Here is a 12,265-nt window from a genome sequence, read left to right on the forward strand (position 1 = left end):
CAAGTTATGAGTGTGAGATTATACAATTCTAATTGTATCTATGTGAAAATGACATGTCAAGGATTCACAAGTACTAATAGTCTATTAATGAATTATGCAACTAGCAAGTTTTCATCATTTTTACTGGATAAGTGAAAAGCCGACCTCCCCTTTTAAAGGAAAAGATCGGCTTTTTATATTTATTTTTTTTCGTCAAGAAGTAATTCAAGTTCTTCATCTTCTTCTACATCATGGGCACCAATAACATCTTTATCTAGAGCAAGGCCGTAAGAATCACGTATTTTCCCTGCAATTTCTGCACGAATATCTGGATTTTCCTTAAGGAATTGTTTCGAATTCTCTCGTCCTTGTCCAAGTCGTTCACCTTCATATGAATACCAAGAACCACTTTTTTGGACGACTTCGACATCAACACCAAGGTCGACGATTTCCCCTTCTCTGGAAATCCCTTCTCCGTACATAATATCAACTTCCGCTGTTTTAAATGGTGGTGCAACTTTATTTTTCACGACACGGATACGTGTTTTATTACCGACGATATCATTACCCGATTTAATCGCTTCACCCCGTCGCACTTCTAATCGTACGGAAGAGTAAAACTTAAGTGCACGTCCGCCGGGTGTAACTTCAGGATTACCGAACATAACACCAATTTTTTCCCTGACTTGGTTTATGAATACAGCAATTGTATTTGATTTGTTAATCGCACCGGAAAGTTTGCGCAATGCTTGAGACATAAGACGGGCTTGCAGTCCCATATGTGAGTCTCCCATTTCGCCTTCAATTTCCGCTTTCGGTACAAGTGCAGCTACTGAGTCGACTACAATGATATCGATTGCACCACTTCGTACGAGTGCTTCCGCGATTTCAAGTGCCTGCTCACCCGTATCGGGTTGAGATAGAAGCAATTCATCGATGTTGACGCCTAATTTTCGCGCATACGCAGCATCCAATGCGTGCTCAGCGTCAATAAATGCCGCTTGTCCGCCGCCAGCTTGCACTTCTGCAATTGCATGTAGTGCGACTGTCGTTTTACCTGAACTTTCAGGACCATAGATTTCAATAACCCGTCCACGTGGATAGCCGCCTATGCCCAATGCTGCGTCCAGTGCAAGAGATCCCGTAGGAGATGTTGAAATCTCAGAATTTGTTTTTTCTCCAAGTTTCATGACGGATCCTTTTCCGAAGTTCTTTTCAATCTGTTTTAAAGCCATATCTAATGCTGCTTTACGATCGCTCAAAATTTTTCCCCCTTGTAGGTGATGTGCTGTTTTTCTTACTATCTCTACTATACTCCTTTATTGAGAAATACTCAACTAAAAAGCGAACGCTCATTCGAAGTAAATTCCGAAATGAGCGTTTTAATTGAGAATAAGGGGCATATTCAATTTTTAATTGAGAATAAGGCTTAAATCTCTGTTTTGGAATGATCAATTGTTAGACGGTTTATAAGATAGTGAAGGGCGAATCTTGCTGCTTTCAATCTATTTGCATCGCGAGATCCTGAAAGAAGTAATTTATAAGTTTGAGGTTCGTTGTTTTTGATAGCAATACCAATCCAAACTGTACCTGCAGGTTGCCCATCATGGGAATCGGGTCCTGCTGCACCTGTAAGACTTACACCGATATCCGAACTGAATTTACGTTTGACGCTTAGCGCAAGTGCTGCGGCACATTCAGCACTGACAGCTCCATAATCAGCCAGAAGTGTTTTGTCTATCCCGAGTTGCTCTACTTTTGCAGCTCCATTATAGACGACAACCCCTCCTTCCAATGACGAACTGATTCCCGGTTCACCTGCCAGTTCCGCCATAAACAGACCCGCTGTCAAACTTTCCGCCGCCGCGATGGTCATACCACTCTGGATAAGAAGCTCAGCTGCCTTTGAGGACAGTGTATCTTCATCTATACCGTAGATAAATTCACCAACAATTGAACGGATTTCTTCTTCTACAACCGTTATGCGCTTTTGGGCTTCTTCAATTGATAAAGCCTTTGCAGTAAGACGAAGCGTTACAGCATCTGCTGTCGCAAGTGGTGCGACTGTAGGGTTCGTTTGTTTTTCTAATATGGATTGCACACGATGTTCGAGCTCCGCTTCTCCTATGCCGTAAAACTTTAGAACTCGGGAAGTAATAACTTCATGCTCCCCTATCAGTCCTAACAGATACGGGACAACCTCATCTGTAAACATAAGCTCCATTTCGTGTGGAGGTCCTGGTAATAAAATATAATGGATGCCCGCATTAGTTATTGCCATGCCAGGCGCCATTCCGGTACGATTTGGCAACACTTTTGCACCCTTTAGAACAAGTGCCTGTTTTTTATTGTTAGCCGTCATTTCCCGACCGCTTCGTTTGAAATAGTCGCGTATGTAGATAAGTGCTTCATCATTACTGACAAGTGTTGTGCCAATATGTTTTGCAATTGTCTCTTTTGTCATATCATCTTTCGTCGGCCCAAGGCCTCCGGTGAAAATAAGTATATCTGCACGGCTTTTTGCGATTTCAATCACTTCATTTAAACGTGCTTTATTGTCCCCCACAACTGTTTGATAAAAAACGTCAATTCCAATTTCCGCAAGTTCTGAGGAAATGAATTTCGCGTTTGTATTCGTAATCTGACCCAATAATAATTCAGACCCAACAGCAATAATTTCCGCGTTCATATAGAAACATCCCCTTACATTGAATCTAGTAGTACACGTCTGTTCTTATAAAAGTAATCTACTCCCGACCAAATTGTGAAGATAAGTGCAACGTATAGCATAATCATGCCGAATGGTACGCCAATCGACTCGAAAAATATATTATTAAGGAGCAGTGAGACAATGGCCAGTATCTGTGCAACTGTCTTTAATTTCCCTAATTGGTTTGCCGCTACGACTTCACCACCACCTGCCAGTATCAGTCGAAGCCCAGTTACTGCAAATTCCCGACTAATGATAACGATAACAATCCAGGAAGGTGCCACACCAAATTCAACAAGAATAATAAATGCGGCTGAAACGAGCAATTTATCTGCGAGCGGATCCAAGAATTTCCCTAAATTCGTCACTAGTCCATTCTTTCGAGCTATATAACCGTCTAGCCAATCAGTAATTGAAGCAATAATAAAAATAAGTCCACCTATCAAGTGTTCCATGGTGATTACAGTTCCACCGATTGCCACACTTCCAAAACCAAAATCGACGAGCATGAAAACCATAAATACTGGAATAAGTAAAACACGTGAAACCGTTATCTTATTTGGTAAATTCAATCGTAACACCTTTCCTTTCAAAGAAAATAGTCATCTAAAATAGATGACTATTGACCTTTTTTGTATTCAATCATAATATTTTGTGTAACTAAATCCGATTCATAATCCAACAACTCACCATTTACGTAAATCTCAGTAGACTGTGTACGTCCTACACGGATTCTAGCTGATGTTGAATCACTCACATCCACTTCAACAGACTCTCCCGCTTTCAAGACGCGCGCACCATTAGGTAACCGTTCTTGTTGTGAGCTGTCTCGTACGCCTATCCATGAATCGTCGCTTGTCTTTATTTCAAGAAGAAACGCATCTGCATCCGTTAGCGTATACGTTGCTGTTTCACCCGTCATACCCTCATGAACAAGTGATTGCTCAACTTTATCGGGCTCTGTTTCTGTTTCTGTTTCCGGCTCTTCTACTGATTCATCTTCATCTTCTGCAGGATTACCATCTGTTTTACTAGAATCCGGCTTTTTATTGTCCAGTGTAATTGTCTGTTCAGTTTCGAGGTCATCCATCGGTTTCGTTGAGGATGTCTTTTGCCACAACACCCAGACGACGACAATAATAACGATGATAAATAATGCAACAATTATTTTCGGCATTATCTCATTCAATCTGTTGCTGTTGCTAAGTCCACGTTTGCGCGTTAATGTTGTCGAGGTTAACTGTCCAGTTTCTGCTTCCGGCAAAGCATCCGAGGATGTATTTTTATACATGGACAGCATTTCATCAGAGTCTAACCCTACCGCTTCTGCATACTGTTTGATAAATGCACGGACATAAAAAGAACCCGGCATCATACTGTAATCTTCGTTCTCGATACCGGAAAGGTACCGTTTCTGTATTTTTGTTATTGTTTGTAAATCTTCTAAAGTAAAACCTTTAGCCGTTCTCGCCTCTTTTAGACGATCACCTAATCCGGTCACCAAAAACACCTGCCTATCAAAAATTAAATAAGCCCGATCCACCCATCGTCCCCGGGTTGGACATCATATGGTTTTTTTCCATCATTTCATATGTAATTTCTTGATCGGGGTCTGTCCGTAATTCTATAATATAATCAAAGTCTCCGATATCGTACTCGGAATGTTGTACAAACATATCCGGATGTTCCACCACTTTTATAGACGGCATTCGCATCATTTCTCTTACAAGTTGAAGATGACGTTCATCCTCCGCCCGGCGTGTCACAATTCCATCTAGTATGAAAATATTATTTTCCGAAAACTCATCACCCATTAAATTGCTTCGAACTGTCTGTTTAATCATCGTCGATGAAAGGAAAAGCCATTTCTTATTTGCACAGACACTAGCTGCAACAACAGACTCTGTTTTACCTACACGTGGCATTCCCCGTATGCCAATCAGTTTATGACCTTCTTGCTTGAATATCTCTGCCATGAAGTCAACAAGAATGCCCAGCTCGCTCCGAAGAAATCTGAAAGTTTTCCGATCGTCAGCATCCCGTTGAATGTATCGTCCATGACGTACCGCAAGTCTATCACGTAGTTTCGGTTCGCGGATTTTCTTCACTTGGATCATTTCCATTGTAGAGGCAATCAGTTCAAAACGCTTAATCTGATCATCATTTTCCGTCCGCAGAAGCATCCCACGATGACCACCATCAACGCCATTTATCGTTACAATGTTCACACGTAGCATCCCAAGTAGTGTAGAAATATCTCCGAGAAGACCTGGACGGTTCACTTGAATTTCGTACTCAAGATACCATTCACCCATTCGTTACACCCCTTTATATTCACACCTTCATGTATAAGACGTACAAAAAGCAACTTAGTTCTATAATAACGGATTAAAGTCGTTAAGAAAAGGAAAATAGAAAAAGAGGACTCTTTCCCCTTTTTCCAAATGGATTCAAATATACCAGCCGCCGTTTATATTCATCACTTCACCCGTCATATAGTCTGCCTGTCCACTTAGCAAAAAAGAGACTGCGTCAGCAATATGGGCGGGCGTTCCTGTGGACATAAGCGGAATTGCATCGATTACCATCTTCTGGTCCTCAATCGAGATTTCACTATTCATGCGTGTTTCAATCCATCCGGGAGCAATCGCATTTACGCGAACTCCAGAATAGGCCGCTTCTTTCGCATACGCTTTCACAAATGCATGTTGGGCTCCTTTCACAGTTGAATACATGACTTCCCCTGCTGCTCCCGTGCTACCCCAGATTGACCCGATGAAGACAACATACGACTTCTTAAATCGCCGTAATTGGGATGAAACAATACTGATGAAATGTGCAGGATTTTGAACATGTACTTTCCACAACGCATCCATATCTGTAAGTGATGTATCAGTCAACAGTTTGAGCATTGATTGGCCATTTGCTATAACAATAGCACCGACATGACGAACTTGCTTAGCAAGAATCTCTGCCCCGTCAATAACACTAAAATCAGCTTGAACTAATTTAAAATCTGATTGAGGATACATGACTTGAAGTTCCTTTTGCAAACGCAATGCATTTGCTAAATTAGCATTGTAATGAATATACAGCGACCACCCGTTTGCACCGAGATGCCGGGCTATCGCTTCTCCGATTCCACCCGAAGCACCGAGAACAACGCAGTAGCCACGATCAGTCATTGTCGTTTTTCTTCCGAAACAATTTTGAAGACAGTATGTCCGCTTTCATCAGAAAACGTTCTAAAAGCATCTTCCAACTGAGAAATTGTCAGCTTTTCAAGTGTTGGCACAACATCGAATAGATTTACGCCGTTAAAAGCGTAATGTGTAAACTGATTTGCGATAAATTCAGGTGAATTTAAAGAACGCATAAATTGACCGATTTTCTTTTTTCGCATCCGATTAAGTTCAGTATCCGTAATTGGCCATGCTTCACGTGCATGTTGAATGGTTTTTTTGATAGCCGATTCGAGCCTTTCGGGATTTTCCGTATCCGAACCAACCATGGCAAAACCAAATCCTTCTTCCATTGTAAAGTCATACGAGAACGACTCGTCAATAAGCCCTTCATCATATGCAGCTGTATAGAAATCGGATGATCTGCCAAACAAACTATCCATCACAAGACCTGCTGCTAATTCATGTATGAGTATTTTTTCACCTTCAATATCTGTTGCATTGCATTTCATGCCGATATTTAACTTCGGTTTCGAAACATCCATTTTGAGTGTGCGCTCACTGACTGCAGCCGTCGCTGGTTCTTCTGGATACTTTCGAATGATTTCAGTAGGCTCATCAAACTCTTTTGCCCCTTGATTTTTTTTGATGAAAGCCATCATTTCTTCCGGATCTACTGCTCCGACAACAAATAGCACCATGTTGGAAGGATGATAAAATGTTCCATAACATTCATATAAATGTTCTGCTGTGATATCCTGAATCGATTCGACAGTACCGGCTATATCTATTTTTACTGGATGTTCATGGAAAAGGTTTTCAATTGTCCCGAAATAGAGGCGCCAATCGGGCTGATCATCATACATCGTAATCTCCTGGGCTATAATTCCTTTTTCTTTTTCGACGGTCTTTTCAGTGAAATAGGGCTCCTGTACAAAATCAAGGAGGATTTCTGTGTTGTCATATAACTTTTCCGTCGCGGAAAACAAGTAAGCTGTCCTTGTGAATGACGTATATGCATTTGCTGAAGCGCCTTTTACACTGAACTTCTGGAATACGTCGCCGTCCTCTTTTTCAAACATTTTATGTTCAAGAAAATGGGCGATGCCATCCGGAACAGTTACTTCTTCTTGTTTCCCCATTGGGATAAAGGTACGGTCGATTGAACCGTATTTTGTTGTGAACGTTACAAATGTTTTTGAGAATCCCCGTTTTGGTAAAATATAAACCTCGAGACCATTGTCGAGCTTTTCATTGTACAATGTTTCTTGTAAGTCTTCGAAATGAATTTTTTTCATATTAAATGGCCTCCTTTCCGGATAGCAGATAAACAATTTCCAAAACAATTTCAGAAGCCATTGCTTGAACATCCTCTTTGGTTACTGCATCCCATCCGGAAATCAGTTTTTCTGCTGTAAAGTCTTCGTCCAGTGCTTTGTATTGATCATATACTTCAATTTGCCCGCGGGCTGAATCGAATGCGCTTTTAATGCCGTTGCCAAGTAGTGCTTTCGTTTGTTCAAGCTCAAGATCTGTAATATCACCTTGTTGTAAAACCTGTAGTTGCTCATTGATAAGATTGACTGCTTTTTCTTCGAGCTCCGCGTCAATGCCTGCTGTTACATAAACTAATCCATAATGCGAAGAATAGGAACTCGATGCATAATAAGCCATACTTTCTTTTTCACGAACGTTCATGAATAATTTACTATGTGCGTACCCACCAAAGACACCATTTGCCACTTGCATTTTTGCATAATCGGGATGATGGAAAGTAATGGGCGTACTGAAGCCCATATGAAGTTTACCTTGGCGCATATCTTGTTTTTCACGAACATGGCGGACCTCTTCTTTTCCATCCTTGGCATCCGATACTTCAGGGTCGCGTTCACTTATCGTTCTCGATGCAAACGGGAATAGCGATGTAACTTTTTCAATTAGTGAATCTTCATTTATATCACCAACGATGTAAATATTGATTTCGTCTTCGGCTAACATTTTTTCATATGTGGTGAAGAGTGTATCTGGTGTTAGCGCGTCAATTGCTTCCTCGGTCCCATATGCAGATGTTGAAACAGCACTATTCGGTCGCAACAATTCAAGCATGCGTTTTTGCGCATAGCGTGATTTGTCATCATAAACAGAGCGGATCCTCTCTTTCACAGAACGTTTTTCCCGATTAACAATGGACTCTTCAAACTTCCCATTGACGAGGTTCGGCTCAAAAATAGTCGTACGGAGCAGCCCTAGTACTTCATCAAGCACACCATCTTCACTTATATACGCATCGTTCACCCACTCTGCCTGTAGCGAAACGATATGTGTGTTGCTTCGCTTTCCCGCATCGGTATACAGCACCGCACCGTAAAGTTCATCTAGTGCATTGCGGAAATCACTTTGGGTACGATACCGTCCATTTGAGTCTTGTAGGACATTTGCAAGTACAGCTCGTGCAGCTGCCGTTTTAGCTTCAAGTTTTGATTTCCACTTAAGAGAGAAATTGACCGTTTTGAATTGTTCTGATTTACGAATGTATAACGTGACACCTTCTTGTAACTTCACTTTTCTGAACATGTAAACACCTCTTGTTTTTGTTAATATGCGGAATCCTTCCCTCACTATACATTCCAGCGAGCAAAATAGGCAACAAAACGCTTAACACCTTCGTGAAATGCTCTTTTATCATATTGCCCCAATGTTGTCTTGTTCAGAACCGGGGGACAAAAAAACTGTCCGAAGCCCACTATTGCAGACTTTCCGGACAGCTTAATCTTTTCAAGAAAATTTAACGATTCCCTTTAATATACGGTTCTCCATTTGCTTTCGGAGCATTTGCTCTTCCGATGAACCCAGCTAATGCAAGAATCGTTAGAACGTAAGGCAAAATATGGAAATATACAGTTGGAATCTTTTGGATGAAGTCAATATCAATTCCTGGTGCACTAATTGCAAGTGCTTGTGCAAAACCAAAGAATAATGCTGCTCCCATCGCACCGATTGGATGCCATTTACCAAAGATTAACGCAGCCAACGCCATGAACCCTTGGCCATTGATTGTCGCATGTCCGAAATCACCTGTCATCGTTTGTGAATAAATCGCACCACCGATACCAGCAAGCCCGCCCGAAATAATAACGGCTATATAACGGATTTTGGATACATTAATCCCCATTGTATCCGCTGCCATTGGATGCTCTCCTACTGATCGGAGTCGCAGTCCAAATGGTGTCTTGTAAATGATGAACCATGCAAGGAAGGCAACGGCAATCGCTAAAATCGATGAACCGTAAAGTCCTTCGAAAAGTAAAGGTCCTAGGAATGGAATATCTGACAAGTAGGGAATATCAATTAACGGGATACTCCGTTGGATGAAATCCGTCTGTCCTTTGTCAAAAATCATTTTCACAGAAAATAATGCGATTGCAATACCAAGCATATTAATGGCAACACCTGAGACGACTTGGTCTGCTCTGAACGTAATGGATGCTACAGCATGGATGATTGAGAATAGTGCAGACACAATCATTGCTACGATAAGGGCAAGCCAAGGCGTCCAAGCGCCAAATGTATCTGCGTAAAATAAGTTAAACAGAATCCCTATGAAAGCACCCATAACCATGAGCCCTTCGAGACCGATATTAACAACTCCTGATCTCTCGGAAAATACCCCACCAATTGCCGTCAAAATAAGAGGCGCAGCATAAGCGATTGTCATCGGAACAATAAAATATAAAAAGTCCAATAGATTCATCTCACTTTGCCTCCTTTTTCTTGCTCATCTTACTCAGGACGACTCGAATAATATATCCTGAAGCAACAAATAGAATGATGAGTGCAATAACAATAGAAACGATCTCTATAGGCACTCCAGCTTCGTTTGGCATATTGCCGGCACCGTATGTTAATGAACCAAACAGAGATGCCCCAAAAACAACCCCAAGCGGCGTGTTCGCACCTAGTAATGCAACGGCAATTCCGTCAAATCCAATACCGGTAAACGCACTTCTCGAAACAATGTTACCGAATGTCCCTAGCGCTTCCATTGCACCACCAAGACCTGCGAATGCCCCAGAAATGAGCATCGATAACACAATGTTCTTTTTAACATTCATACCAGCATACTGTGAAGCCTGGTCGTTGAACCCTACAGATTTCAATTCAAAACCGGTTTTTGTTTTCTCCAGGATGAACCACATAACAATTACCATTGCAAGTGCTACCAAGATTCCATAATGCAATGTTGAAAAGTCTGTCAAGTTGGAAAGAAACTCTGAACGAAGAGATGCAGTCTCATGGATTTTTTCCGTTTTATAACTGCCGCCGGATATTGATTTAATTAATGCATTTACTGTATGAAGTGCAATATAGTTCATCATAATCGTGACAATAACTTCGTGAACTCCGAATCTTGCTTTCAAAATACCAGGAATAAGTCCCCATAGCGCACCCGCGACAGCTGCTGCTAGTAACGCAAGTGGTAAATGGATGATTGCAGGAAGTTCAACCGCCATACCAATGTATGCAGCTGCAAACCAACCAACAATCAGTTGTCCTTCAACTCCGATGTTGAAAAGACCCGTACGAAATGCGAATGCAACTGCTAGACCTGCTAAAATGTATGGGCTAATTTGTCTTATTGTTTCACCCATTGCATAAGGACTGCCAAAAATACCATTCCATAATGCAATATATGCTTTTATAGGATCATATCCGCTGAACACCATAACGATTGCACCGACGATTAAACCTAAAATTATCGATACGACGGGCACCAAAATGTTAATGAATCTATTTGACATGGTGATCGCCACCTTCTTTCAATCCAACTTCTTCTACTACAATAGGCATCTCATCTTTTGTGTGACCCGCCATCAGCAGGCCTAGTTCTTGCTCACTCGTTTCGGATGGAACGACGGTATCTACGATTTCACCATCATATATCACTGCAATTCGATCTGAAACATTCATAACTTCATCAAGTTCGAATGATAAAAGTAAAACGGCTTTTCCATTATCCCGTTGTTCAATGAGTCTTTTATGGATAAATTCAATCGCACCCACATCAAGACCACGTGTTGGAAGTGCTGCTATGAGCAAATCTGGATTGCGGTCCACTTCACGGCCAATAATTAGCTTTTGCTGATTACCACCTGATAGGGCTCTAGCAGGCTCATGTTCACCTTGCGTCCGGACATCAAACATATCAATAATTTCTTTTGCCTTCTCGGAAATCACTTTATAATTCATAATGCCATTTTTGGAATTAGGCTTTTGGTAATAGGTTTGTAGCGCCGCGTTGTACCCGACAGAAAAATCGAGCACCAATCCATGCTTATGCCTATCCTGCGGTATATGGCCTACACCAGTTTCTGTAATTTGGCGTGGTTTTTTTCCTGTGACATCTTTGTTATCGATAATGACTCTTCCGCTCTTCACCTTTCGAAGGCCCGTAATCGCTTCAATCAATTCAGTTTGCCCGTTACCGTCAATTCCTGCGATCCCAACAATTTCCCCTTTTCGAACAGAGAGATTCAATCCTTTCACCTTTGGAATTCCGCGGTAATCTTCCACTACTAGATTTTCGACACGAAGAACTTCTTCCGTTGGATTGGAAGGTGTTTTTTCAGTTTTAAAGGTCACTTGACGTCCTACCATTAATGTCGCGAGTTCTTCCGGATTCGATTCGGCTGTAATAACCGTTCCGATTCCCTGCCCTTTACGAATAACCGTTACACGGTCGGATACATCCATAATTTCTTGCAATTTATGTGTAATGATAATAATAGACTTACCTTCTAGAATAAGTTTTTTCATAATGGCCATCAATTCACTAATTTCCTGTGGCGTTAAAGATGCTGTCGGCTCATCAAAAATAAGAATCTCTGCTCCACGATAAAGCGTTTTCAATATTTCCACACGTTGCTGCATACCGACCGAAATATCCTCGATTTTTGCATAAGGATCCACATCAAGGCCATATAGCTTCGAAATTTCTGCTACTTTTTTCGCGGCCGCCTTGACATTTATCATACCCATTTTCTTAGGTTCGTTTCCGAGAATGATATTTTCAGTAACTGTTAAATTTTCAACAAGCATGAAATGTTGGTGAACCATTCCAATACCTAGATTATTTGCTACATTAGGATCAGTAATCGCCGCAGTTTTACCACGAACACGAATTTCTCCGCCATCCGGTTGGTAAAGTCCGAAGAGTACGTTCATTAGCGTAGATTTCCCAGCACCGTTTTCACCTAAGAGTGCATGAATTTCGCCTTCCTTTAACTGAAGCGTAATATTGTCATTCGCAACAAAATTACCGAATTCCTTTCGAATGTTCAGCATTTCAATTACATATTCCATTGGGCTCACTCCCTTGTTAAAGCGTATGTATGAT

General features: G+C 41.3%; 11 protein-coding genes. All 11 read right to left on the minus strand.

Annotated features, from left to right (window positions below; genetic code table 11):
- Positions 1 to 179: 179 nt before the first annotated feature.
- Entirely contained in the window at positions 180 to 1,241 is a 1,062-nt protein-coding gene (gene recA, locus FILTAD_RS11260; RefSeq protein WP_124070858.1) for a recombinase RecA, read from the minus strand.
- Between the two features lie 167 nt (positions 1,242 to 1,408).
- Positions 1,409 to 2,668 (minus strand): competence/damage-inducible protein A, encoded by a 1,260-nt coding sequence (locus FILTAD_RS11265; protein WP_124070859.1) that lies wholly within the window; start codon positions 2,666 to 2,668, stop codon positions 1,409 to 1,411.
- A 14-nt stretch (positions 2,669 to 2,682) separates the two neighbouring features.
- Entirely contained in the window at positions 2,683 to 3,261 is a 579-nt protein-coding gene (gene pgsA, locus FILTAD_RS11270) for a CDP-diacylglycerol--glycerol-3-phosphate 3-phosphatidyltransferase (protein ID WP_124070860.1), read from the minus strand.
- Positions 3,262 to 3,308: 47 nt separating this feature from the next.
- The gene (locus FILTAD_RS11275) at positions 3,309 to 4,190 is read right to left on the minus strand and encodes a helix-turn-helix domain-containing protein (protein ID WP_160117607.1); all 882 of its coding nucleotides are present in this window, start codon (positions 4,188 to 4,190) and stop codon (positions 3,309 to 3,311) included.
- 16 nt (positions 4,191 to 4,206) lie between these two features.
- Positions 4,207 to 5,004 (minus strand): YmfK family protein, encoded by a 798-nt coding sequence (locus FILTAD_RS11280; RefSeq protein ID WP_124070862.1) that lies wholly within the window; start codon positions 5,002 to 5,004, stop codon positions 4,207 to 4,209.
- A 135-nt stretch (positions 5,005 to 5,139) separates the two neighbouring features.
- A complete protein-coding gene (gene ymfI / locus FILTAD_RS11285; protein ID WP_124070863.1) occupies positions 5,140 to 5,874 on the minus strand; it encodes an elongation factor P 5-aminopentanone reductase in 735 nt (244 codons plus the stop codon).
- A complete protein-coding gene (gene yfmH, locus FILTAD_RS11290) occupies positions 5,871 to 7,169 on the minus strand; it encodes an EF-P 5-aminopentanol modification-associated protein YfmH (RefSeq protein WP_124070864.1) in 1,299 nt (432 codons plus the stop codon). Before yfmH ends, ymfI begins: the two co-directional genes overlap by 4 nt.
- Before the next feature lies 1 nt (position 7,170).
- Positions 7,171 to 8,445 (minus strand): EF-P 5-aminopentanol modification-associated protein YfmF, encoded by a 1,275-nt coding sequence (yfmF, locus tag FILTAD_RS11295; protein WP_124070865.1) that lies wholly within the window; start codon positions 8,443 to 8,445, stop codon positions 7,171 to 7,173.
- Positions 8,446 to 8,656: 211 nt separating this feature from the next.
- Positions 8,657 to 9,622: an ABC transporter permease gene (locus FILTAD_RS11300; protein ID WP_124070866.1), complete on the minus strand. Its 966-nt coding sequence runs from the start codon at positions 9,620 to 9,622 to the stop codon at positions 8,657 to 8,659.
- 1 nt (position 9,623) lies between these two features.
- Positions 9,624 to 10,670 (minus strand): ABC transporter permease, encoded by a 1,047-nt coding sequence (locus FILTAD_RS11305; protein WP_124070867.1) that lies wholly within the window; start codon positions 10,668 to 10,670, stop codon positions 9,624 to 9,626.
- Complete coding sequence (locus FILTAD_RS11310; protein WP_124070868.1) at positions 10,660 to 12,231, minus strand: ABC transporter ATP-binding protein; 1,572 nt, start codon at positions 12,229 to 12,231, stop codon at positions 10,660 to 10,662. The genes FILTAD_RS11305 and FILTAD_RS11310 overlap by 11 nt, the downstream gene beginning before the upstream one ends.
- Positions 12,232 to 12,265: the final 34 nt, after the last annotated feature.

It is taken from the genome of Filibacter tadaridae (genome assembly GCF_900609045.1).
GTDB classification, from domain to species: domain Bacteria; phylum Bacillota; class Bacilli; order Bacillales_A; family Planococcaceae; genus Sporosarcina; species Sporosarcina tadaridae.